The sequence below is a fragment of the Pseudomonas sp. PLB05 genome (assembly GCF_021106615.1).
GTDB lineage: Bacteria > Pseudomonadota > Gammaproteobacteria > Pseudomonadales > Pseudomonadaceae > Chryseomonas > Chryseomonas benzopyrenica.
Genome location: NZ_JAJOHO010000002.1, coordinates 585,535 through 607,739, shown reverse-complemented (window position 1 = coordinate 607,739; position 22,205 = coordinate 585,535). Strand labels below are relative to the sequence as shown.

The 22,205-nt window shown below is 60.6% G+C and carries 25 protein-coding genes; all 25 read right to left on the bottom strand.

Annotation, left to right across the window (positions count from 1 at the left end):
* Window positions 1–55: 55 nt before the first annotated feature.
* Entirely contained in the window at window positions 56–361 is a 306-nt protein-coding gene (gene rpsN, locus LRS53_RS09480; RefSeq protein WP_017640284.1) for a 30S ribosomal protein S14, read from the bottom strand.
* 13 nt (window positions 362–374) lie between these two features.
* Window positions 375–914: a 50S ribosomal protein L5 gene (gene rplE / locus LRS53_RS09475; RefSeq protein WP_007161239.1), complete on the bottom strand. Its 540-nt coding sequence runs from the start codon at window positions 912–914 to the stop codon at window positions 375–377.
* Window positions 915–933: 19 nt separating this feature from the next.
* Window positions 934–1,248, bottom strand: a complete 315-nt coding sequence (rplX, locus tag LRS53_RS09470; RefSeq protein WP_017640283.1) for a 50S ribosomal protein L24 — start codon at window positions 1,246–1,248, stop codon at window positions 934–936.
* 12 nt (window positions 1,249–1,260) lie between these two features.
* Entirely contained in the window at window positions 1,261–1,629 is a 369-nt protein-coding gene (rplN, locus tag LRS53_RS09465) for a 50S ribosomal protein L14 (protein WP_007161241.1), read from the bottom strand.
* A gap of 12 nt (window positions 1,630–1,641) precedes the next feature.
* Complete coding sequence (rpsQ, locus tag LRS53_RS09460; RefSeq protein WP_007161242.1) at window positions 1,642–1,908, bottom strand: 30S ribosomal protein S17; 267 nt, start codon at window positions 1,906–1,908, stop codon at window positions 1,642–1,644.
* Between the two features lie 2 nt (window positions 1,909–1,910).
* On the bottom strand, window positions 1,911–2,102 hold the full coding sequence (rpmC, locus tag LRS53_RS09455; protein WP_007161243.1) for a 50S ribosomal protein L29: 192 nt from the start codon (window positions 2,100–2,102) through the stop codon (window positions 1,911–1,913).
* The gene (gene rplP / locus LRS53_RS09450; protein WP_017640282.1) at window positions 2,102–2,515 is read right to left on the bottom strand and encodes a 50S ribosomal protein L16; all 414 of its coding nucleotides are present in this window, start codon (window positions 2,513–2,515) and stop codon (window positions 2,102–2,104) included. The genes rpmC and rplP overlap by 1 nt, the downstream gene beginning before the upstream one ends.
* Window positions 2,516–2,527: 12 nt before the next feature.
* Window positions 2,528–3,217 carry a 30S ribosomal protein S3 gene (gene rpsC, locus LRS53_RS09445; RefSeq protein ID WP_007161245.1) on the bottom strand — a complete coding sequence of 230 codons (690 nt, stop codon included), beginning with the start codon at window positions 3,215–3,217 and terminating at the stop codon, window positions 2,528–2,530.
* A 13-nt stretch (window positions 3,218–3,230) separates the two neighbouring features.
* The gene (gene rplV / locus LRS53_RS09440; protein ID WP_007161246.1) at window positions 3,231–3,563 is read right to left on the bottom strand and encodes a 50S ribosomal protein L22; all 333 of its coding nucleotides are present in this window, start codon (window positions 3,561–3,563) and stop codon (window positions 3,231–3,233) included.
* Between the two features lie 12 nt (window positions 3,564–3,575).
* Window positions 3,576–3,851 (bottom strand): 30S ribosomal protein S19, encoded by a 276-nt coding sequence (gene rpsS, locus LRS53_RS09435; protein WP_007161247.1) that lies wholly within the window; start codon window positions 3,849–3,851, stop codon window positions 3,576–3,578.
* A gap of 18 nt (window positions 3,852–3,869) precedes the next feature.
* On the bottom strand, window positions 3,870–4,691 hold the full coding sequence (rplB, locus tag LRS53_RS09430) for a 50S ribosomal protein L2 (protein ID WP_007161248.1): 822 nt from the start codon (window positions 4,689–4,691) through the stop codon (window positions 3,870–3,872).
* Window positions 4,692–4,703: 12 nt separating this feature from the next.
* Window positions 4,704–5,003: a 50S ribosomal protein L23 gene (gene rplW / locus LRS53_RS09425; protein ID WP_007161249.1), complete on the bottom strand. Its 300-nt coding sequence runs from the start codon at window positions 5,001–5,003 to the stop codon at window positions 4,704–4,706.
* A complete protein-coding gene (rplD, locus tag LRS53_RS09420) occupies window positions 5,000–5,602 on the bottom strand; it encodes a 50S ribosomal protein L4 (RefSeq protein WP_017640279.1) in 603 nt (200 codons plus the stop codon). The genes rplW and rplD overlap by 4 nt, the downstream gene beginning before the upstream one ends.
* A 13-nt stretch (window positions 5,603–5,615) precedes the next feature.
* A complete protein-coding gene (rplC, locus tag LRS53_RS09415) occupies window positions 5,616–6,251 on the bottom strand; it encodes a 50S ribosomal protein L3 (protein ID WP_007161251.1) in 636 nt (211 codons plus the stop codon).
* Window positions 6,252–6,335: 84 nt separating this feature from the next.
* The gene (gene rpsJ, locus LRS53_RS09410; protein WP_003243886.1) at window positions 6,336–6,647 is read right to left on the bottom strand and encodes a 30S ribosomal protein S10; all 312 of its coding nucleotides are present in this window, start codon (window positions 6,645–6,647) and stop codon (window positions 6,336–6,338) included.
* Between the two features lie 171 nt (window positions 6,648–6,818).
* Complete coding sequence (gene tuf, locus LRS53_RS09405) at window positions 6,819–8,012, bottom strand: elongation factor Tu (RefSeq protein WP_160921986.1); 1,194 nt, start codon at window positions 8,010–8,012, stop codon at window positions 6,819–6,821.
* 27 nt (window positions 8,013–8,039) lie between these two features.
* A complete protein-coding gene (fusA, locus tag LRS53_RS09400) occupies window positions 8,040–10,142 on the bottom strand; it encodes an elongation factor G (protein WP_026083934.1) in 2,103 nt (700 codons plus the stop codon).
* Between the two features lie 30 nt (window positions 10,143–10,172).
* Window positions 10,173–10,646 (bottom strand): 30S ribosomal protein S7, encoded by a 474-nt coding sequence (gene rpsG / locus LRS53_RS09395; RefSeq protein ID WP_007163088.1) that lies wholly within the window; start codon window positions 10,644–10,646, stop codon window positions 10,173–10,175.
* Between the two features lie 86 nt (window positions 10,647–10,732).
* Window positions 10,733–11,104, bottom strand: a complete 372-nt coding sequence (rpsL, locus tag LRS53_RS09390; RefSeq protein ID WP_007163089.1) for a 30S ribosomal protein S12 — start codon at window positions 11,102–11,104, stop codon at window positions 10,733–10,735.
* 165 nt (window positions 11,105–11,269) lie between these two features.
* Entirely contained in the window at window positions 11,270–15,469 is a 4,200-nt protein-coding gene (gene rpoC, locus LRS53_RS09385) for a DNA-directed RNA polymerase subunit beta' (protein WP_017641871.1), read from the bottom strand.
* Window positions 15,470–15,531: 62 nt separating this feature from the next.
* Window positions 15,532–19,605 (bottom strand): DNA-directed RNA polymerase subunit beta, encoded by a 4,074-nt coding sequence (gene rpoB / locus LRS53_RS09380; RefSeq protein ID WP_231355709.1) that lies wholly within the window; start codon window positions 19,603–19,605, stop codon window positions 15,532–15,534.
* Window positions 19,606–19,829: 224 nt separating this feature from the next.
* On the bottom strand, window positions 19,830–20,198 hold the full coding sequence (gene rplL, locus LRS53_RS09375) for a 50S ribosomal protein L7/L12 (protein WP_017641869.1): 369 nt from the start codon (window positions 20,196–20,198) through the stop codon (window positions 19,830–19,832).
* A gap of 80 nt (window positions 20,199–20,278) precedes the next feature.
* Entirely contained in the window at window positions 20,279–20,779 is a 501-nt protein-coding gene (gene rplJ, locus LRS53_RS09370; protein WP_017641868.1) for a 50S ribosomal protein L10, read from the bottom strand.
* A gap of 208 nt (window positions 20,780–20,987) precedes the next feature.
* The gene (gene rplA / locus LRS53_RS09365; RefSeq protein WP_017641867.1) at window positions 20,988–21,683 is read right to left on the bottom strand and encodes a 50S ribosomal protein L1; all 696 of its coding nucleotides are present in this window, start codon (window positions 21,681–21,683) and stop codon (window positions 20,988–20,990) included.
* Window positions 21,683–22,114 carry a 50S ribosomal protein L11 gene (gene rplK / locus LRS53_RS09360; RefSeq protein ID WP_017641866.1) on the bottom strand — a complete coding sequence of 144 codons (432 nt, stop codon included), beginning with the start codon at window positions 22,112–22,114 and terminating at the stop codon, window positions 21,683–21,685. Before rplK ends, rplA begins: the two co-directional genes overlap by 1 nt.
* Window positions 22,115–22,205: the final 91 nt, after the last annotated feature.

Genomic DNA, 22,205 nt, shown 5'->3' with positions numbered 1-22,205 from the left:
GAATCAAGCCCCAAAAGGGGCTTGATTCAATTACCGCGATGAAAGGCGCTAGCTGTTACCAGCTGGCCTTCACCAGGCCGGGCACGTCACCGCGCATGGCTGCTTCACGCAGCTTGATGCGGGACAGACCGAACTTGCGGTACACGCCGTGCGGACGACCGGTCAGGCGGCAGCGGTTACGCATGCGGCTGGCGCTGGCGTCACGGGGCTGCTTCTGCAGGGCGACCTGGGCATTCCAACGGTCCTCGGGGGAGGCGTTGACATTACCGATGGTCGCCTTCAGCTCGGCGCGCTTCTTGGCGTACTTGGCAACCGTCTGCTGACGCTTCAGCTCGCGGTTAATCATGCTTTGCTTAGCCATCTGAAGACCTCAATCAGTTACGGAACGGGAAGTTGAACGCACGCAGCAGCGCACGGCCTTCCTCGTCGGTACGAGCGGTGGTGGTCAGGGTGATGTCCATACCACGCAGCGCATCGATTTTGTCGTAATCGATTTCCGGGAAGATGATCTGCTCTTTCACGCCCATGCTGTAGTTGCCGCGACCGTCGAAGGACTTGGCATTCAGGCCGCGGAAGTCACGCACGCGCGGCAGGGAGATGGACAGCAGACGATCCAGGAATTCATACATGCGATCGCTACGCAGCGTCACCTTGACGCCGATCGGCCAGCCTTCGCGAATCTTGAAGCCAGCAATGGAATTGCGAGCATAAGTCACGACCGGCTTTTGACCAGCGATCTTTTCCAGGTCAGCTACGGCGTTGTCGATGATCTTCTTGTCACCGACCGCTTCGCCCAGACCCATGTTCAAGGTGATCTTGGTGATGCGCGGAACTTCCATCACGTTACCCAGCTGAAGCTGCTCTTTCAGCTTGGGCGCGATTTCCTTCCGATAAATCTCTTTCAATCGAGCCATGGTGATCTACCTAGCAGCTTCAGGCCTGGACCGCTTTTTGGGTCGACTTGAAGATACGAATCTTCTTGCCGTCTTCGACTTTGAAACCAACGCGGTCAGCCTTGTTGGTCTCGGAGTTGAAAATGGCAACGTTGGAGACATGCAGAGGGGCTTCTTTCTCTACGATGCCACCCTGAACACCCAGCATGGGGTTGGGCTTGGTGTGGCGCTTGATCAGGTTGACCCCACCAACGACCAGACGGTCATCGGCGAGTACCTTCAGCACCTTGCCACGCTTGCCCTTGTCCTTGCCGGCAATGACGATTACCTCGTCGTCACGACGAATCTTTTGCATGTCGGCTACTCCTTACAGCACTTCGGGGGCAAGGGAGACGATCTTCATGAACTTCTCGGAGCGAAGTTCACGGGTCACCGGCCCAAAGATACGGGTGCCAATCGGCTCTTGCTTGTTGTTCAGCAGAACCGCGGCGTTGCCGTCGAAGCGGATGATGGAACCGTCGGTGCGGCGGACGCCGTGCTTGGTACGCACGACGACAGCAGTCATCACCTGACCTTTCTTCACCTTGCCGCGCGGAATTGCTTCCTTGACGGTGACTTTGATGATGTCGCCAATGCCGGCGTAACGGCGGTGGGAACCGCCGAGCACCTTGATGCACATCACGCGACGAGCGCCGCTGTTGTCGGCGACGTCAAGCATGGATTGAGTCTGGATCATGGCTCTCTACCCTTATACCTGAACGGCGCGCTCGACGACGTCAACCAGGGTCCACGCCTTGGTCTTGGCCAGCGGGCGGGTTTCGCGAATGGTGACCAGGTCACCAATGCGGCACTGATTGGTTTCGTCGTGAGCGTGCAGCTTGGTGGAACGCTTCACGTATTTGCCGTAGATCGGGTGCTTGACGCGACGCTCGATCAGTACGGTGACGGTTTTGTCCATCTTGTCGCTGACCACTCGGCCGGTCAGCGTACGGACAGTTTTTTCAGCTTCAGCCATGATCACTTACCTGCTTGCTGGTTCAGCACAGTCTTGACGCGAGCGATGTCGCGCTTCACTTGCGAGAGCATGTGAGACTGACCCAACTGGCCAGTTGCCTTCTGCATACGCAGATTGAACTGGTCACGCAGCAGGTTGAGAAGCTGCTCGTTCAGCTCCTCTACGGATTTCTCACGCAAATCTTTCGCTTTCATCACATCACCGTCCGCTTAACAAAGGAGGTTTCGAGCGGAAGCTTGGCAGCGGCCAGGGCGAATGCCTGACGAGCCAGATCCTCGGAAACACCCTCGATCTCGTACAGGACCTTGCCCGGCTGGATCTGGGCTACCCAGTACTCGACACTACCCTTACCTTTACCCATCCGCACTTCGAGAGGCTTCTTGGTGACAGGCTTGTCAGGGAAGACGCGGATCCAGATCTTGCCACCACGCTTCACGTGACGGGTCAGCGCACGACGTGCGGATTCGATCTGGCGAGCGGTCAGACGGCCACGGCCGACAGCCTTCAGCGCGTACTCGCCGAAGCTGACCTTGCTACCACGATGAGCCAGACCACGGTTGTGGCCGGTCATCTGCTTGCGGAATTTTGTACGCTTGGGTTGCAGCATGTTGCGTACTCCTTACTTAGCAGCAGCTTTTTTGCGCGGAGCCGGGGCGACGGGCTTGAGCTCTTCCTGGCGGCCACCAATGACCTCACCCTTGAAGATCCAAACCTTCACACCGATCACACCGTAAGTGGTGTGGGCTTCCGCAGTGGCGTAGTCGATATCGGCACGCAGGGTGTGCAGAGGCACACGACCTTCGCGATACCATTCGGTACGGGCGATTTCAGCACCGCCCAGACGACCGCTCACCTGAATCTTGATGCCTTTGGCACCAATGCGGATCGCGTTCTGTACGGCACGCTTCATGGCGCGACGGAACATCACACGACGCTCAAGCTGCTGCGCAACGCTCTGCGCAACCAGGGCACCGTCGAGCTCCGGCTTGCGGATCTCTTCGATGTTGATGTGCACGGGCACACCCATTCTTGCGGTCAGGTCCTGACGCAGCTTCTCGACATCCTCACCTTTCTTGCCGATCACGATACCGGGACGGGCGGTGTGGATGGTGATGCGTGCGGTTTGAGCCGGGCGATGAATATCGATACGGCTTACGGACGCGCTTTTTAGTTTGTCCTGGAGGTACTCACGAACCTTCAGGTCGGCCAGCAGATAGTCCGCATAAGTGCGCTTATCCGCGTACCAGACCGAAGTGTGCTCCTTGACGATACCCAGGCGAATGCCATTGGGATGTACTTTCTGACCCATCTGATCGACTCCGTTACTTGTCCGCAACCTTGACCGTGATATGGCAAGACCGCTTCACGATGCGATCAGCACGACCTTTGGCACGCGGCATGATGCGCTTGAGCGAACGACCTTCGTTTACGAAGACAGTGGAGACCTTCAGGTCGTCCACGTCGGCGCCTTCATTGTGCTCGGCGTTGGCAACAGCCGACTCCAGCACCTTCTTCATGATCTCAGCGGCTTTCTTGCTGCTGAAAGTCAACAGGTTGAGCGCTTCGCCCACCTTCTTCCCGCGAATCTGGTCGGCGACCAAGCGGGCTTTCTGGGCGGAGATACGAGCGCCCGACAGCTTAGCGGCTACTTCCATCTTCCTTACCCCTTAACGCTTGGCTTTCTTGTCAGCCGCATGACCGCGATAGGTGCGGGTAGCAGCGAACTCGCCGAGTTTGTGGCCGACCATGTCTTCGTTCACCAGAACGGGGACATGTTGACGACCGTTGTGCACAGCGATGGTCAGGCCGACCATTTGCGGCAGGATCATCGAACGACGCGACCAGGTCTTGATCGGTTTGCGTTCGTTCTTTTCCACCGCGACTTCGATCTTCTTCAACAGGTGAAGATCGATAAAAGGACCTTTCTTCAGAGAACGGGGCACAGTCGAATCCTCTACTGATTACTTGCCGCGACGGACAATCATCTTGTCGGTACGCTTGTTGGAGCGCGTCTTGAGACCCTTGGTCTTGACGCCCCACGGCGAAACCGGATGACGGCCACCGGAAGTACGACCTTCACCACCACCGTGCGGGTGATCGACCGGGTTCATGGCGACACCACGAACGGTCGGACGCACGCCACGCCAGCGGGTGGCACCGGCCTTACCCAGCGAACGCAGGCTGTGCTCACCGTTGGACACTTCGCCCAGGGTGGCACGGCACTCGGACAGCACCTTGCGCATTTCACCGCTGCGCAGACGCACGGTGACGTAGGCGCCTTCGCGGGCGACCAGCTGAGCGGAGGTACCCGCGGAGCGAGCGATCTGAGCGCCCTTGCCAGGCTTCAGCTCGATACCGTGGATGGTGCTACCGACCGGCACGTTACGCAGCGGCAGGTTGTTGCCAGCCTTGATGGGCGCGCCAGCGCCGGACAGCAGCTGGTCACCGGCAGCAACGCCCTTGGGAGCGATGATGTAGCGACGCTCGCCATCGGCGTACTTCAGCAGAGCGATGTGTGCAGTACGGTTCGGATCGTATTCGATACGCTCAACGACGGCAGGGATGCCATCCTTGTTGCGACGGAAATCGACCAGACGGTAGTGCTGCTTGTGACCACCGCCGATGTGGCGAGTAGTGATACGACCATTGTTGTTACGGCCGCCGGACTTGCTCTTCTTCTCCAGCAAAGGAGCGTAGGGCGCGCCTTTGTGCAGATCAGAGTTGACCACCTTGACCACAAAGCGGCGGCCAGCGGAGGTCGGCTTGCATTTTACGATTGCCATGATGCCCCCTGATTACTCGGCGCTGCTGGAAAAGTCGAGATCCTGGCCCGGCTGGAGCGCGATGTACGCTTTTTTCCAGTCGTTACGCTTGCCCAGACCACGAGCGGTACGCTTGGTCTTGCCCTGGACGTTCAGGGTGCTGACGCTGCGAACCTTGACCTCGAACAGCTGCTCGACGGCCTTCTTGATTTCCAGCTTGGTTGCATCGGTGGCAACCTTGAATACGAACTGCTTCTGGCTGTCCGCCAGCATGGTGGCCTTCTCGGAGATGTGCGGGCCAAGCAGCACTTTGAATACGCGTTCCTGGTTCATGCCAGCAGCTCCTCGAATTTCTTCACGGCGGACACAGTGACCAGCACCTTGTCGTAGGCGATCAGGCTGACCGGGTCGGAACCCTGGACATCACGCACGTCGACGAAAGGCAGGTTGCGGGCGGCCAGATACAGGTTCTGGTCGACAGCGTCGGTCACGATCAGCACGTCGCTCAGGCCCAGGCCGTCCAGCTTGCTGACCAGGGTCTTGGTCTTGGGCGCGTCGACGGCGAAGTCGTCAACCACGACCAGACGATCCAGACGGACCAGCTCGGCGAGAATGGAGCGCAGTGCAGCGCGGTACATCTTCTTGTTCAGCTTCTGGCTGTGATCCTGGGGCTTGGCTGCGAAAGCCACGCCACCGGAGCGCCAGATGGGGCTGCGGATGGTACCGGCACGGGCACGACCGCTGCCCTTCTGACGCCAGGGCTTCTTGCCACCGCCACGGACTTCGGAACGGGTCTTCTGGGCACGGGTGCCCTGACGACCGCCAGCCATGTAGGCGACGACTGCCTGGTGAACCAGGGTCTCGTTGAATTCACCGCCGAAGGTGTGCTCGGAGACTTCGATAGCTTGAGAGCCATTCACATTGAGTTGCATGTTCTCTCTCCTCTCAACCACGGGCCTTGACAGCGGGACGCACGATCACGTCACCACCCGGCGCGCCGGGGACGGCACCCTTGACCAGCAGCAGGTTGCGCTCGGCGTCTACACGCACGACTTCCAGCGACTGAACGGTTACACGCTCCGCACCCAGGTGACCGGACATTTTCTTGCCCTTGAACACTCGACCAGGAGTCTGGCACTGGCCGATGGAACCAGGTGCACGGTGGGAAACGGAGTTACCGTGGGTGTTGTCCTGACCACGGAAGTTCCAGCGCTTGATGGTACCGGCGTAGCCCTTACCTTTGGACTGACCAGTGACATCAACCATCTGACCGGCTTCGAACAGGGCTACGGTGACTTCGTCGCCAGCCTTGTACTCACCGTCTTCCAGGCGGAATTCGAGGACGCTACGACCAGCGGCAACGCTGGCCTTGGCGAAGTGGCCGGCTTGCGCCTTGGTCACGCGGGAAGCACGACGCTCGCCCACGGTTACCTGAATGGCGCGATAGCCATCGGTTTCTTCGCTTTTGAATTGGGTTACGCGATTCGGCTCGATCTCAATGACCGTAACCGGAACGGAAACGCCTTCTTCGGTGAAAACGCGGGTCATACCGCATTTACGACCGACTAAACCAATCGTCATGTTGAGAACCTCTTGAGTGTACGGGGCTTTCACCCGCTATGGCCGCCCATTTCAGAGCGTTACACGACTGAAACCTTGACGGTCTCAGCCGAGGCTGATTTGCACTTCAACGCCAGCGGCGAGATCGAGCTTCATCAGCGCATCGACGGTCTTGTCGGTGGGCTGAACGATGTCGAGCACACGCTTGTGGGTACGAATTTCGTACTGGTCACGAGCGTCCTTGTTGACGTGCGGAGAAATCAGCACTGTGTAACGTTCCTTGCGGGTAGGCAGAGGAATCGGACCACGCACCTGAGCACCAGTACGTTTCGCAGTTTCTACGATTTCCTGGGTGGATTGATCGATCAGGCGATGATCAAAAGCCTTCAACCGAATACGGATTTGTTGATTTTGCATTTGACCTCAGACTCCAAGCTTTCCTCTCGGACAAAAAGGTGCCCGATTAAAGGAGGCGCAATTCTAAGGATGTCGTCGGCGGCTGTCAAGAACGCCTCTTTTGCCATCTGTCAATTTCACGAGCCAAGAAAAAAGGCCCCGAAGGGCCTTTTTTCGTTTCAGATCAATCGATTACTCGATGATCTTGGCAACCACGCCGGCGCCGACGGTACGACCGCCTTCACGGATGGCGAAACGCAGACCGTCTTCCATCGCGATCGGAGCGATCAGGGTGACAACCATCTTGATGTTGTCGCCCGGCATCACCATCTCGACGCCTTCCGGCAGCTCGCAGTTACCGGTCACGTCGGTGGTGCGGAAGTAGAACTGCGGACGGTAGCCCTTGAAGAACGGGGTGTGACGACCACCTTCTTCCTTGGACAGCACGTACACTTCGCACTCGAACTTGGTGTGCGGCTTGATGGTGTTCGGCTTGGCCAGAACCTGGCCACGCTCCACGTCTTCACGCTTGGTGCCACGCAGCAGCACGCCGACGTTCTCGCCAGCACGGCCTTCGTCCAGCAGCTTGCGGAACATTTCAACGCCGGTGCAGGTGGTCTTGACGGTGGCCTTGATGCCCACGATCTCGACTTCTTCCTGGACCTTGACGATGCCACGCTCGACACGACCGGTTACCACGGTGCCGCGACCGGAGATCGAGAACACGTCTTCGATCGGCATCAGGAACGGCTTGTCGATGGCACGCTCGGGCTCGGGGATGTACGAGTCCAGGGTCTCGACCAGCTTGCGCACGGCGGAGGTACCCATTTCGTTGTCGTCATTGCCGTTCAGAGCCATCAGCGCGGAGCCGATGACGATCGGGGTGTCGTCGCCCGGGAAGTCGTAGGTGTTCAGCAGATCGCGAACTTCCATTTCGACCAGTTCCAGCAGCTCGGCGTCGTCAACCATGTCGGCCTTGTTCAGGAACACGACGATGTAGGGAACGCCTACCTGACGGGACAGCAGGATGTGCTCGCGGGTCTGCGGCATGGGGCCGTCAGCAGCCGAGCAAACCAGGATCGCGCCGTCCATCTGGGCAGCACCGGTGATCATGTTCTTCACGTAGTCGGCGTGGCCGGGGCAGTCGACGTGCGCGTAGTGACGGATCGCCGAGTCATACTCAACGTGGGAGGTGTTGATGGTGATACCGCGAGCCTTTTCTTCCGGCGCGTTGTCGATCTGGTCGAAACCACGAGCGGAACCGCCCCAGGTGTCGGCACAGACTTTGGTCAGCGCTGCGGTCAGCGTGGTCTTGCCATGGTCAACGTGACCGATGGTGCCCACGTTCAGGTGCGGTTTGTTACGTTCGAATTTTTCTTTAGCCACGAGATAAACCTCTAGTCAAAGCGCTGATTAAGCTTGTTTCTTGATGATGGCTTCGGCGATGTTCGACGGAGCTTCGGCGTACTTGGAGAACTCCATGGAGTAGCTTGCGCGACCCTGAGACATGGAGCGGACATCCGTAGCGTAGCCAAACATCTCGCCCAGCGGAACCTCGGCACGGATGACCTTGCCGGTCACGGTGTCTTCCATACCCTGGATCAGGCCACGACGACGGTTCAGGTCGCCCATGACGTCGCCCATGTAGTCTTCCGGGGTCACGACCTCGACCTTCATGATCGGCTCGAGCAGCACGGCACCACCCTTCTGGGTGAGCTGCTTGGTCGCCATGGAGGCAGCGATCTTGAACGCCATCTCGTTGGAGTCGACGTCATGGTAGGAACCGTCGAACACAGCGGCCTTCAGGCCGAGCAGCGGATAGCCGGCGACGATGCCGTTCTTCATCTGCTCTTCGATGCCCTTCTGGATCGCCGGGATGTATTCCTTCGGAATCACACCGCCCACGACTTCGCTGACGAACTCCAGACCTTCCTGACCTTCGTCGGCCGGCGCGAAGCGAATCCAGCAGTGACCGAACTGGCCACGACCACCCGACTGGCGAACGAACTTGCCTTCGATCTCGCAGGTGTTGCGGATGGTTTCGCGGTAGGCGACCTGAGGCTTACCGATGTTCGCTTCCACGCCGAATTCGCGCTTCATGCGGTCCACCAGGATGTCCAGGTGCAGCTCGCCCATGCCGGAGATGATGGTCTGACCGGACTCTTCGTCGGTCTTGACGCGGAACGAGGGGTCTTCCTGGGCCAGCTTGCCCAGTGCGATACCCATCTTTTCCTGGTCGGCCTTGGTCTTCGGCTCGACAGCGACCGAGATCACCGGCTCCGGGAAGTCCATGCGCTCGAGGATGATCGGCTTCTCGATCGAGCACAGGGTGTCACCGGTGGTGACGTCCTTCATGCCGATCAGGGCGGCGATGTCGCCAGCACGAACTTCCTTGATCTCTTCACGGGTATTGGCATGCATCTGCACCATACGGCCGACGCGCTCCTTCTTGCCCTTCACCGAGTTGATGACGGAGTCACCGGAGCTCAGTACACCCGAGTAGACGCGGGCGAAGGTCAAGGTACCCACGAAGGGGTCGGTAGCGATTTTGAACGCCAGCGCCGAGAAGGGCTCGTCGTCGTCTGCATGACGCTCGTCGTGGATTTCCTCGTTGTCCGGGTTGGTACCCTTGATCGCGGGAATCTCGATCGGCGCCGGCAGGAAGTCGATCACGGCGTCCAGAACCAGGGGCACGCCCTTGTTCTTGAAGGACGAACCGCAGACGGCCGGGACGATTTCGCAGGCGATGGTACGCTGACGCAGGCCGGCCTTGATCTCGTCGATCGACAGCTCGCCGCCTTCCAGGTACTTGTTCATCAGCTCTTCGTTGGCTTCGGCCGCAGCTTCGACCATGTTGGAGCGCCACTGCTCGGCATCGGCCAGCATGTCCGCAGGAATGTCTTCCTCGCGGTAGGTCATGCCCTGGTCGTCATCGTTCCAGAAGATGGCCTTCATCTTCAGCAGGTCGATCTGGCCCTGGAAGTTCTCTTCCGCGCCGATGGCCAGCTGAACCGGGACCGGAGTATGGCCCAGGCGCTTCTTGATCTGCTCGACGACGCGCAGGAAGTTGGCACCGGCACGGTCCATCTTGTTGACGTAGACGATGCGCGGGACGCCGTACTTGTTGGCCTGACGCCATACGGTCTCGGACTGAGGCTCGACACCGGAGGTACCGCAGAACACCACGACCGCACCGTCCAGCACGCGCAGGGAACGCTCCACCTCAATGGTGAAGTCCACGTGGCCGGGGGTATCGATGATGTTGACGCGGTACTTGTCGTACTGCTTGGTCGAACCGGACCAGAACGCGGTGGTGGCAGCGGAGGTGATGGTGATACCACGCTCCTGCTCCTGCACCATCCAGTCCATGGTCGCAGCGCCGTCGTGAACCTCACCCATTTTGTGGTTCACGCCGGTGTAGAACAGAATCCGCTCGGTAGTAGTCGTCTTACCTGCGTCCACGTGGGCGCAGATACCGATGTTCCGATAGCGGTTAATAGCGGTTGTACGAGCCATAAGGTCCTCGCTTGATTGGAAGCGCTAGGCTTAGAAGCGGTAGTGCGAGAAGGCCTTGTTGGCTTCTGCCATGCGATGCACGTCTTCGCGCTTCTTGACTGCGGCACCCTTGCCTTCAAAAGCGTCCATGAGTTCACCCGCCAGGCGCAGAGCCATGGACTTCTCGCCACGCTTGCGCGCGGAGTCCACCAGCCAGCGCATGGCCAGGGCATTACGACGGGAAGGACGAACCTCAACCGGCACCTGGTAGGTAGCACCGCCGACACGGCGGGACTTCACTTCGACCAGCGGAGCGATGGCGTCGAGCGCTTTTTCGAAAACTTCCAGGGGTTCGGCATTCTTGGAACGCTCTTTGACCTTGTCCAGAGCACCATAAACGATACGCTCGGCAACGGCTTTCTTGCCGCTTTCCATCACGTGGTTCATGAACTTGGCCAGGATCTGGCTTCCGTATTTCGGATCGTCAAGTATTTCGCGCTTGGCCGCTACACGACGTCTTGGCATTGATAAGCCCTCAAAACGGTCTTCAGGTTAGCTCGGGACTCGTTGCCCGACCTTACTCTTATCGACTCGAACAAAAAGAAAGGTGATTACTTCGGACGCTTGGTGCCGTACTTGGAACGGCCCTGCTTGCGGTCCTTCACACCGGTGGTGTCCAGCGAACCGCGCACGGTGTGATAACGCACACCCGGCAGATCCTTGACCCGGCCACCGCGGATCAGCACGACGCTGTGTTCCTGCAGGTTGTGGCCTTCACCGCCGATGTAGGAGGTGACTTCGAAGCCGTTGGTCAGACGCACACGGCAGACCTTCCGCAGTGCGGAGTTGGGCTTCTTGGGAGTGGTGGTGTACACGCGGGTGCACACGCCACGACGTTGCGGGCAGTTTTGCAGCGCAGGCACGTCGGATTTCTCGACGATACGCTTGCGTGCACTACGCACCAGCTGGTTGATAGTTGCCATCTATAGCTCCACTGATTGTCTTGCGACATAAACGAAATAGCAGAACATCAGTCCTGCCCATTTTCGGGGAACGAAAGTCTAAAGAGCTTGGGCGCCCCAGTCAAGACAAAGCCCCCGGACGCCTGGGGCGCCGGGGGCTTTGTCAAGCGAGACCTGCTACCGAACTCAGCTGGCGCTGGAGTTCAGCGCTTCGGTCAGGGCGGCTTCGGCCTCGCTGGCGCTGACGCGCTGCGGCTTGCCGAGTTCGCGCTGGCGCTTGCGCTCGCTGTGGTAGGCCAGACCGGTACCGGCCGGGATCAGACGACCCACCACCACGTTTTCCTTCAGGCCGCGTAGGAAGTCGCGCTTGCCGGTCACGGCGGCTTCGGTCAGGACACGGGTGGTCTCCTGGAAGGAAGCAGCCGAGATGAAGGACTCGGTGGACAGCGAGGCCTTGGTGATACCCAGCAGCACGCGCTCGTACTTGGCGACGAAGCGATCATTGCCGACCAGTTGCTCGTTCTCTTCCAGGACGTGGGTCAGTTCGACCTGATCGCCCTTGATGAAGCTCGAGTCACCGGTATCGCTCACTTCGACCTTGCGCAGCATCTGCCGCAGGATGGTCTCGATGTGCTTGTCGTTGATCTTCACGCCCTGCAGGCGGTACACGTCCTGGATCTCGTTGACGATGTACTTGGCCAGCGCGCTGACACCCAGCAGACGCAGGATGTCGTGCGGATTGCTCGGACCGTCGGAGATGACTTCGCCGCGGCTGACCTGCTCGCCTTCGAAGACGTTCAGGTGGCGCCACTTCGGAATCAGTTCCTCGTAGGGATCGGTGCCGTCGGTCGGAGTGATGACCAGACGACGCTTGCCCTTGGTTTCCTTGCCGAAGGAGATGGTACCGCTGATCTCCGCCAGGATGGCCGGCTCCTTGGGACGACGCGCTTCGAAGAGGTCGGCCACGCGGGGCAGACCACCGGTGATGTCGCGGGTCTTGGAGGTTTCCTGGGGGATACGGGCGATAACGTCACCCACATGCACCTTGGCACCGTCGCTCAGGTTGACCAGCGCGTTCGGCGGCAGGAAGTACTGGGCCGGCACGTCGGTACCCGGCAGCAGCAGATCCTTGCCGTTGGCGTCGATCAGCTTGACCGCCGGACGGATGTCCTTGCCGGAGGTCGGGCGATCCTTGGCGTCGAGCACCTCGATGTTGGTCAGACCGGTCAGTTCGTCGGTCTGGCGCTTGATGGTGATGCCCTCCTCCATGCCGACGAAGGCCACGGTACCGTCCATCTCGGTGACGATGGGGTGGGTGTGCGGGTCCCACTTGGCGACGATGGCGCCAGCGTCGACCTTGTCGCCTTCCTTGACCGAAATCACCGCACCGTAGGGCAGCTTGTAGCGCTCGCGCTCACGACCGAAGTCGTCGGCGATGGCCAGCTCACCGGAACGGGACACGGCAACCAGGGCGCCGTCGGCACGTTCGACGTGCTTCAGGTTGTGCAGACGGATGGCACCGCCGTTCTTGACCTGGACGCTGTCGGCCGCGGAGGTCCGGCTGGCCGCACCACCGATGTGGAAGGTACGCATGGTCAGCTGGGTACCCGGCTCACCGATGGACTGGGCGGCGATGACGCCGACCGCTTCACCGATGTTGACCTGGTGACCGCGAGCCAGATCGCGACCGTAGCACTTGGCGCAGATGCCATGACGGGTTTCGCAGGTGATCGGCGAACGCACCACGACTTCGTCGACGCTGTTGAGCTCGAGGAACTCGACCCAGCGCTCGTCGACCAGGGTGCCTGCAGGCACGATGATCTCTTCGGTACCCGGCTTGGGCACGTCGCGGGCGATGACTCGACCCAGCACGCGCTCACCCAGGGGCTCGACCACGTCACCGCCTTCGATGTGCGGGGTCATGATCAGGCCGCGCTCGGTACCGCAGTCGACCTCGGTCACCACCAGATCCTGGGCCACGTCGACGAGACGACGGGTCAGGTAACCGGAGTTCGCGGTCTTCAGAGCGGTATCCGCCAGACCCTTACGGGCACCGTGGGTGGAGATGAAGTACTGGAGTACGTTCAGGCCTTCACGGAAGTTGGCGGTGATGGGCGTCTCGATGATGGAGCCGTCCGGCTTGGCCATCAGGCCACGCATGCCGGCGAGCTGGCGAATCTGGGCCGCGGAACCCCGGGCGCCGGAATCGGCCATCATGTACATGGAGTTGAAGGACTCCTGGTCGACTTCCTTGCCCTCGCGGTCGATGACCTTCTCTTTCGAGAGGTTGGTCATCATCGCCTTGGACACTTCGTCGTTGGCCTTCGACCAGAGGTCGATCACCTTGTTGTACTTCTCGCCCTGGGTCACCAGGCCGGAGGCGTACTGGCTCTCGATCTCCTTCACCTCGGCGGTGGCGGCATCGATGATGCGGGCCTTCTCGTCCGGAATGACGAAGTCGTTGACGCCGATGGAGACGCCGGACAGGGTCGAATAGGCGAAACCGGTGTACATCAACTGGTCGGCGAAGATGACGGTGTCCTTCAGACCCACCACGCGGTAGCAGTGGTTGATCAGCTTGGAGATGGCCTTCTTCTTCATCGACTGGTTGACCACGTCGTACGGCAGACCGGCGGGCACGACCTGGAACAGCAGCGCGCGGCCGACGGTGGTGTCGACGATGCGGGTGTTCTTGGTCAGGCTGCCGTCCTTGTGACGGATGGTCTCGTTGATGCGTACCTTGACCTTGGCATGCAGCGCGGCTTCGCCGGCACGGAAGACGCGATCGACTTCCTGCAGGTCGGCGAACACGCGGCCTTCGCCCTTGGCGTTGATGGCTTCACGGGTCATGTAGTACAGACCCAGGACCACGTCCTGCGACGGCACGATGATCGGCTCGCCGTTGGCGGGCGACAGGATGTTGTTGGTCGACATCATCAGGGCGCGCGCTTCCAGCTGGGCTTCCAGCGTCAGCGGCACGTGCACGGCCATCTGGTCACCGTCGAAGTCGGCGTTGTACGCGGCGCAGACCAGCGGGTGCAGCTGGATCGCCTTGCCTTCGATGAGGACCGGCTCGAACGCCTGGATGCCCAGACGGTGCAGGGTCGGGGCGCGGTTGAGCAGCACGGGGTGTTCGCGGATGACTTCGGCGAGCACGTCCCAGACCTCGGGTAGTTCGCGCTCGACCATCTTCTTGGCGGCCTTGATGGTGGTCGCCATGCCGCGGGCTTCCAGCTTGCCGAAGATGAACGGCTTGAACAGTTCCAGGGCCATCTTCTTGGGCAGACCGCACTGGTGCAGACGCAGGGTCGGGCCCACGGTGATCACGGAACGACCGGAGTAGTCGACGCGCTTGCCCAGCAGGTTCTGACGGAAACGACCCTGCTTGCCCTTGATCATGTCGGCCAGGGACTTCAGCGGGCGCTTGTTGGAACCGGTGATGGCACGGCCGCGACGGCCGTTGTCCAGCAGGGCGTCGACGGCTTCCTGCAGCATGCGCTTCTCGTTGCGCACGATGATGTCGGGCGCGGCGAGGTCGAGCAGCCGCTTGAGGCGGTTGTTCCGGTTGATGACGCGACGATAGAGATCGTTCAGGTCGGAGGTCGCGAAGCGGCCGCCATCTAGCGGTACCAGCGGACGCAGGTCCGGCGGCAGCACGGGCAGCACGGTCATGACCATCCACTCCGGCTTGTTGCCGGAGCCCTGGAAGGCTTCCATCAGCTTCAGGCGCTTGGACAGCTTCTTGATCTTGGTCTCGGAGTTGGTCTGCGGAATCTCTTCGCGCAGGCGACCGATCTCGTGCTCCAGATCAATGGCGCCGAGCAGCTGGAACACGGCTTCCGCACCCATGCGGGCGTCGAAGTCGTCACCGAACTCTTCCAGCGCCTCGAAGTACTGCTCGTCGTTGAGCAGCTGGTACTTCTCGAGGGTGGTCATGCCCGGATCGATCACCACGTAGCTCTCGAAATAGAGCACGCGCTCGATGTCACGCAGGGTCATGTCCAGCAGCAGGCCGATACGGGACGGCAGCGACTTCAGGAACCAGATGTGGGCGACGGGCGAAGCCAGCTCGATGTGGCCCATGCGCTCGCGGCGCACCTTCGCCAGGGCGACTTCCACGCCGCACTTCTCGCAGATCACGCCGCGGTGCTTGAGGCGCTTGTACTTTCCGCACAGGCACTCGTAGTCCTTGACCGGGCCAAAGATCTTGGCGCAGAACAGACCATCGCGCTCGGGCTTGAAGGTACGGTAGTTGATGGTCTCCGGCTTCTTCACTTCACCGAACGACCAGGAACGAATCATCTCGGGCGAGGCCAGACCAATGCGGATGGCATCGAACTCTTCGAGTTGACCCTGGTTTTTCAACAGATTGAGCAAGTCTTTCAAGGCCTTTCCTCCTCACGGACCGGAGACGACCGCCGCGCGGTCGTCTCCTCTAGGGTCTCGTGTTATTCGGTTTCCAGTTCGATATCGATGCCGAGCGAACGGATTTCCTTGATCAGTACGTTGAAGGACTCGGGCATGCCGGCCTCCATGCGGTGATCTCCGTCCACGATGTTCTTGTACATCTTGGTCCGGCCGTTCACATCGTCCGACTTCACCGTCAGCATTTCCTGCAGGGTGTAAGCCGCGCCATAGGCCTCCAGTGCCCAGACCTCCATCTCCCCGAAACGCTGACCACCGAACTGCGCCTTACCACCCAGCGGCTGCTGGGTAACCAGGCTGTAGGAACCGGTGGAACGGGCGTGCATCTTGTCGTCCACCAGGTGGTTCAGCTTGAGCATGTACATGTAGCCAACGGTGGTGGTGCGCTCGAAGGCATTGCCAGTGCGGCCGTCGTACAGACGCATCTGGCCGCTCTCCGGCAGATCGGCCAGCTTCAGCATAGCCTTGATCTCGCTTTCCTTGGCACCGTCGAACACCGGGGTGGCCATGGGCACACCGCCACGCAGGTTCTTCGCCAGGTCGAGGACTTCCTTATCGCTCAGGTCGTCGAGCTTCTCCTGACGGCCACCGATCTCGTTGTAGATCTCGTGCAGGAAGCTGCGCAGTTCGGCAACCTTGCGCTGCTCTTCGATCATCACGTTGATCTTCTCGCCCAGGCCCTTGGCCGCGAGGCCCAGGTGGGTTTCGAGGATCTGACCGACGTTCATCCGCGACGGTACGCCCAGCGGGTTCAGCACGATGTCCACCGGCGTGCCGTTGGCGTCGTAGGGCATGTCTTCGACTGGCATGATCACCGAGACCACACCCTTGTTACCGTGACGACCGGCCATCTTGTCGCCCGGCTGGATGCGGCGCTTGATGGCGAGGTAGACCTTGACGATCTTCAGTACGCCCGGCGCCAGGTCATCGCCCTGCTGCAGCTTGCGCTTCTTGTCTTCGAACTTGTCATCCAGCAGCTGGCGACGGTCGGACAGGTAAGCCTGGGCCTTTTCCAGCTGCTCGTTGTGAGCATCTTCCGCCATGCGCAGCTTGAACCACTGACCACGCTCGAGGCCGTTCAGGTACTCGTCGGTGATGACGGCACCCTTCTTGACCGCCGGGCCGCCTTCGGCGACCTGACCGACCAGGGCCTGACGCAGACGCTCGAAGGTCGCGCCTTCGACGATGCGGAACTCCTCGTTCAGATCCTTGCGGATCTCGTCGAGCTGGGACTTCTCGATGGCCAGGGCGCGGGAGTCGCGCTCGACGCCGTCACGGGTGAAGACCTGGACGTCGATGACGGTACCCTTGGTGCCAGTGGGCACACGCAGGGAAGTGTCCTTCACGTCGCTGGCCTTCTCGCCGAAGATGGCGCGCAGCAGCTTCTCTTCCGGGGTCAGCTGGGTTTCGCCCTTGGGCGTGACCTTGCCGACCAGGATGTCACCGGCGCCGACCTCGGCACCGACGTAGACGATACCGGCCTCGTCCAGCTTGTTCAGCGCAGCCTCACCCACGTTCGGGATGTCGGAGGTGATCTCCTCCGGGCCGAGCTTGGTGTCACGGGCCACACAGGTCAGTTCCTGGATGTGGATGGTGGTGAAGCGATCTTCCTGGACCACACGCTCCGACAGACAGATGGAGTCTTCGAAGTTAAAGCCGTTCCAGGGCATGAAGGCCACGCGCATGTTCTGACCCAGTGCCAGCTCGCCCATGTCGGTCGAGGGGCCATCGGCCAGGATGTCGAACTTGGCCACCTGATCACCCTTGCTCACCAGCGGACGCTGGTTGATGCAGGTGTTCTGGTTGGAACGGGTGTACTTGGTCAGGTTGTAGATGTCGACGCCGGCTTCACCGGTCTCGACTTCGGCATCGTTGACACGCACCACGATACGGCTGGCATCGACGGAGTCGATCACGCCACCACGACGAGCCACGACGCAGACGCCGGAGTCACGGGCGACGTTGCGCTCCATGCCGGTACCCACCAGCGGCTTGTCCGAACGCAGGGTCGGCACGGCCTGACGCTGCATGTTGGAACCCATCAGCGCGCGGTTGGCGTCGTCGTGCTCGAGGAACGGAATCAGCGAGGCGGCGACGGAGACGACCTGCTTGGGCGAAACGTCCATCAGGGTGACGTCTTCGGGCGCCTTGACGGTGAATTCGTTCAGGTGACGCACGGCCACCAGCTCGTCGATCAGCCGGTTGTTCTCGTCCAGGCCGGCGGAGGCCTGGGCGATGACGTGGTTGGCTTCTTCGATGGCCGACAGGAAGACGATCTCGTCGGTAGCCACGCCGTCCTTGACCATGCGGTACGGGCTTTCGAGGAAGCCGTACTGGTTGGTGCGGGCATAGGCAGCCAGGGAGTTGATCAGACCGATGTTCGGACCTTCCGGCGTTTCGATCGGGCAGACCCGGCCGTAGTGCGTCGGGTGTACGTCACGGACTTCGAAGCCGGCGCGCTCACGGGTCAGACCGCCCGGGCCGAGTGCGGAGACGCGGCGCTTGTGGGTGATCTCCGACAGCGGGTTGTTCTGGTCCATGAACTGGGACAGCTGGCTGGAACCGAAGAATTCCTTGATCGCGGCGGCCACCGGCTTGGCGTTGATCAGGTCCTGCGGCATCAGGCCTTCGCTTTCGGCCATGGACAGGCGTTCCTTGACGGCACGCTCCACCCGCACCAGGCCCACGCGGAACTGGTTCTCGGCCATTTCACCGACGCAACGGACACGACGGTTACCCAGGTGGTCGATGTCGTCGACGATACCCTTGCCGTTACGGATGTCGACCAGGGTCTTGAGCACGTCGACGATGTCTTCGCGGCTCAGCACGCCCGAGCCTTCGATGGCATCGCGACCGATACGGCGGTTGAACTTCATGCGGCCGACGGCGGACAGGTCGTAACGCTCGGCGCTGAAGAACAGGTTGTTGAACAGGGTCTCGGCAGCTTCCTTGGTCGGCGGCTCGCCAGGACGCATCATCCGATAGATCTCGACCAGGGCTTCCAGCTGGTTGCCGGTGGAGTCGATCTTCAGGGTATCGGAAATGAACGGACCACAGTCGATGTCGTTGGTGTACAGCGTCTCGAGCCGCACGACATTGGCCTTGGCCATCTTGGCCAGCATGTCCAGGGTCAGCTCGGTGTTGCACTCGGCGATGATCTCGCCGGTGGACGGGTGCACGATGGCCTTGGCGGTGGTACGGCCAATGACGTAATCGAAGGGCACTTCCAGCTCGGTGATACCGGACTTTTCCAGCTGGTTGATGTGGCGAGCGGTCACGCGACGGCCCTGCTCCACGATCACCTTGCCGGTTTCGTCCTTGATGTCGAAGCTGGCGATGTCACCACGCAGGCGCTGGGGCACCAGTTCCAGGTTCAGGGTCTCGCCCTTGATGTGGAAGACGTTGGTGTCATAGAAGGCGTCCAGCACTTCTTCGGTGCTGTAGCCGAGCGCACGCAGCAGAACCGAGGCCGGCAGCTTGCGGCGGCGGTCGATACGCACGAAGACGGCGTCCTTGGGGTCGAACTCGAAGTCCAGCCAGGAGCCGCGGTAGGGAATGATGCGCGCCGAGTACAGCAGCTTGCCCGAGCTGTGGGTCTTGCCGCGGTCGTGGTCGAAGAACACGCCCGGGCTGCGGTGCAGCTGGGACACGATGACACGCTCGGTACCGTTGATGATGAAGGTACCGTTCTCGGTCATCAGGGGGATTTCCCCCATGTAGACTTCCTGCTCCTTGATGTCCTTGATCGCCTTGTTCGACGACTCGCGGTCGAAGATGATCAGGCGAACCTTGACCCGCAGCGGGACGGCGAAGGTCACGCCGCGCAGGACGCATTCCTTCACATCGAAAGCCGGCTCGCCCAGGCGATAGCCGACGTATTCCAGGGCCGCATTGCCGGAATAGCTGATAATCGGGAAAACGGACTTGAAGGCCGCATGCAGGCCGATATCGCGGAACTGCTCTTTGCCTGCGCCCGCCTGCAGGAATTCGCGGTACGAATCCAGTTGGATAGCCAGCAAATAGGGCACGTCCATGACGTGCGGCAACTTGCTAAAGTCCTTGCGGATACGTTTTTTCTCAGTGTATGAGTAAGCCATCAGCGTTCCCCAGCTTGGTCACCAGCTTGTTTGGCCTCTCCGACGGGAGCAGCCGGAAAATCGTGCAAACCCTTGGTTTGCCGCACCCCGAGAGCGAGGTGGATACAGCGCGTTTTGCCAGGCGGATATGCTCGCCCTGCACAAAACGGCAAAAGGCCGGTGGCGTTCGCCACCAGCCATCAGCCGAACGTGAGACGTTGCGGCTGTAGACGCAAGAACCGAACTTACTTGAGCTCGACCTTGGCGCCTGCTTCTTCCAGAGACTTCTTGGCAGCCTCGGCTTCCTCTTTGGAAACGCCTTCCTTGACCACGCCCGGGGCGCCGTCAACGACAGCCTTGGCTTCTTTCAGGCCCAGACCGGTCAGTTCACGAACGACCTTAATGACGTTCACTTTCTTGTCGCCGGCTTCGGTCAACATGATGGTGAATTCGGTCTGCTCTTCGACGACGGCAGCGGCAGCAGCCGGGCCAGCGGCAACGGCGGCAGCGGCGGTCACGCCGAACTTCTCTTCCATCGCCTTGATCAGTTCCACCACTTGCATGACGGACATTTCGGATACGGCGTTGATGATGTCTTCGTTGGTCAGAGCCATGACTCTAGATTCCTATAACAGGGTGCGGCTTCAGGCCGCAAATAATAAGAAAGACTTGCAGGAAACGCAGCACGCACGGATTAGGCGGCGGCAGCTTCCTTTTGGTCGCGAATGGCGGCGAGGGTACGAGCCAGCTTGCTGGTAGCGCCCTGGATGACACTCATCAGCTGGGACACAGCTTCGTCGTAGGTCGGCAGGGTTGCCAGTACGTCGATCTGGTTGGCTGGAATGAGCTTGCCTTCGAACGCGGCGGCCTTGATCTCGAACTTGTCCTGACCCTTGGCGAAATCCTTGAAGATACGGGCGGCAGCGCCCGGATGCTCTTGGGAGAACGCGATCAGGGTCGGGCCCTTGAAGGTGTCGTTGAGGACGTCGAAAGACGTGCCTTCAACGGCACGACGCAGCAGGGTGTTACGTACGACACGTACATAGACACCAGCCGCGCGGGCCTCTTTACGGAGTCCGGTCATGGCACCCACAGTCACGCCACGGGCATCGGCCACGACAGCGGACAGGGCACCTTGGGCAGCCTCGTTGACTTCAGCGACGATAGCCTTCTTGTCTTCGAGTTTGATTGCCACGGGTTTAACTCCTGGATGTTACCGTTTCGCCCGATGGACTGGGCGGCGTTTTGGTGTCTGACTCGGTAACCGAATCGGGAGCACCATCTGCGTAGGCTAGGGTTTCCCCGGTTTAAGACCTGCGTCCCCTACGGTCTTGGACAGCCCCCGCCAGGCAGGGACCCCAATCTTGGCGCCGCGCCCGAAGGCACGGCGACTTGTGTCTTGCTTAGGCTTCCAGGGAAGCCTGGTCGATCTGCAGACCCGGGCCCATGGTGGAGCTCAGGGTGATGCGCTTGACGTAGATGCCCTTGGAGGTCGAGGGCTTCAGGCGCTTCAGGTCGGCCAGCAGAGCTTCAACGTTCTGCTTCAGCTTCACGGGCTCGAAATCGATCTTGCCGACGGAAGCGTGAATGATGCCGTTCTTGTCGGTACGGAAACGCACCTGACCAGCCTTGGCATTCTTGACGGCGGTAGCGACGTCCGGGGTCACGGTGCCAACCTTGGGGTTAGGCATCAGACCACGCGGGCCGAGCAGCTGACCCAGCTGACCGACAACGCGCATGGCGTCCGGCGAGGCGATGACCACGTCATAGTTCAGGTCGCCGCCCTTCATCTCGGCAGCCAGGTCGTCCATGCCGACTCTTTCGGCACCGGCAGCCAGTGCGGCTTCGGCATTGGCACCCTGGGTGAACACGGCAACGCGAACCGACTTGCCAGTGCCATTAGGCAGCACGGTGGCGCCACGAACGACCTGGTCGGATTTACGCGGATCCACGCCCAGGTTCACGGAGACGTCGATGGATTCCTTGAACTTGATGGTGGACAGCTCGGCCAGCAGGGCTGCAGCTTCTTCGAAGCCGTACTGCTTGCCAGCCTGGATTTTTTCGGCGATAGCCTTTTGACGCTTAGTGAGCTTGGCCATTACACGCCCTCCACATTCAGACCCATGCTACGAGCGGAACCGGCGATGGTACGCACGGCGGCGTCCATATCGGCGGCGGTGAGATCGGCATTCTTGGTCTTGGCGATCTCTTCCAGCTGGGCGCGGGTGACGGTACCGACCTTCTGGCTGTTCGGACGAGCGGAACCGCTCTTGATGCCAGCCGCTTTCTTGAGCAGCACGGAGGCCGGAGTGCTCTTGATTTCGAAGGTAAAGCTACGGTCGCTGTACACGGTGATGATCACCGGGGTGGGCAGACCGGGCTCCATGCCCTGAGTGCGGGCATTGAACGCCTTGCAGAATTCCATGATGTTGACGCCGTGCTGACCCAGCGCCGGACCAACCGGCGGGCTCGGGTTGGCTTGAGCGGCCTTAACCTGCAGCTTGATGTAAGCCTGAATTTTCTTAGCCATGTGCTACTCCAATGATGGGTTCAACGCCCCGCGGGGCTCCCCAATTACTTGCTATATCCCAGTGACGACAAAACCCCGCAGCCGGGGCTAC

Coding starts and splice junctions, on each gene's coding strand:
- rplV (WP_007161246.1), bottom strand. CDS start 3,563: ATGGAAGTAGCCGCTAAGCTGTCGGGCGCTCGTATCTCCGCCCAGAAA.
- rplL (WP_017641869.1), bottom strand. CDS start 20,198: ATGGCTCTGACCAACGAAGACATCATCAACGCCGTATCCGAAATGTCC.
- fusA (WP_026083934.1), bottom strand. CDS start 10,142: ATGGCTCGTACAACCGCTATTAACCGCTATCGGAACATCGGTATCTGC.
- rplN (WP_007161241.1), bottom strand. CDS start 1,629: ATGATCCAGACTCAATCCATGCTTGACGTCGCCGACAACAGCGGCGCT.
- rplK (WP_017641866.1), bottom strand. CDS start 22,114: ATGGCTAAGAAAATTCAGGCTTACATCAAGCTGCAGGTTAAGGCCGCT.
- rpsJ (WP_003243886.1), bottom strand. CDS start 6,647: ATGCAAAATCAACAAATCCGTATTCGGTTGAAGGCTTTTGATCATCGC.
- rpsG (WP_007163088.1), bottom strand. CDS start 10,646: ATGCCAAGACGTCGTGTAGCGGCCAAGCGCGAAATACTTGACGATCCG.
- rpsQ (WP_007161242.1), bottom strand. CDS start 1,908: ATGGCTGAAGCTGAAAAAACTGTCCGTACGCTGACCGGCCGAGTGGTC.
- rplX (WP_017640283.1), bottom strand. CDS start 1,248: ATGCAAAAGATTCGTCGTGACGACGAGGTAATCGTCATTGCCGGCAAG.
- rpsC (WP_007161245.1), bottom strand. CDS start 3,217: ATGGGTCAGAAAGTACATCCCAATGGCATTCGCCTGGGTATCGTCAAG.
- rplC (WP_007161251.1), bottom strand. CDS start 6,251: ATGACGATTGGTTTAGTCGGTCGTAAATGCGGTATGACCCGCGTTTTC.
- rplW (WP_007161249.1), bottom strand. CDS start 5,003: ATGAACCAGGAACGCGTATTCAAAGTGCTGCTTGGCCCGCACATCTCC.
- rplD (WP_017640279.1), bottom strand. CDS start 5,602: ATGCAACTCAATGTGAATGGCTCTCAAGCTATCGAAGTCTCCGAGCAC.
- rpsL (WP_007163089.1), bottom strand. CDS start 11,104: ATGGCAACTATCAACCAGCTGGTGCGTAGTGCACGCAAGCGTATCGTC.
- rpoB (WP_231355709.1), bottom strand. CDS start 19,605: ATGGCTTACTCATACACTGAGAAAAAACGTATCCGCAAGGACTTTAGC.
- rplA (WP_017641867.1), bottom strand. CDS start 21,683: ATGGCCAAGCTCACTAAGCGTCAAAAGGCTATCGCCGAAAAAATCCAG.
- rpmC (WP_007161243.1), bottom strand. CDS start 2,102: ATGAAAGCGAAAGATTTGCGTGAGAAATCCGTAGAGGAGCTGAACGAG.
- rplE (WP_007161239.1), bottom strand. CDS start 914: ATGGCTCGATTGAAAGAGATTTATCGGAAGGAAATCGCGCCCAAGCTG.
- rplP (WP_017640282.1), bottom strand. CDS start 2,515: ATGCTGCAACCCAAGCGTACAAAATTCCGCAAGCAGATGACCGGCCAC.
- rpsN (WP_017640284.1), bottom strand. CDS start 361: ATGGCTAAGCAAAGCATGATTAACCGCGAGCTGAAGCGTCAGCAGACG.
- rplB (WP_007161248.1), bottom strand. CDS start 4,691: ATGGCAATCGTAAAATGCAAGCCGACCTCCGCTGGCCGCCGCTTTGTG.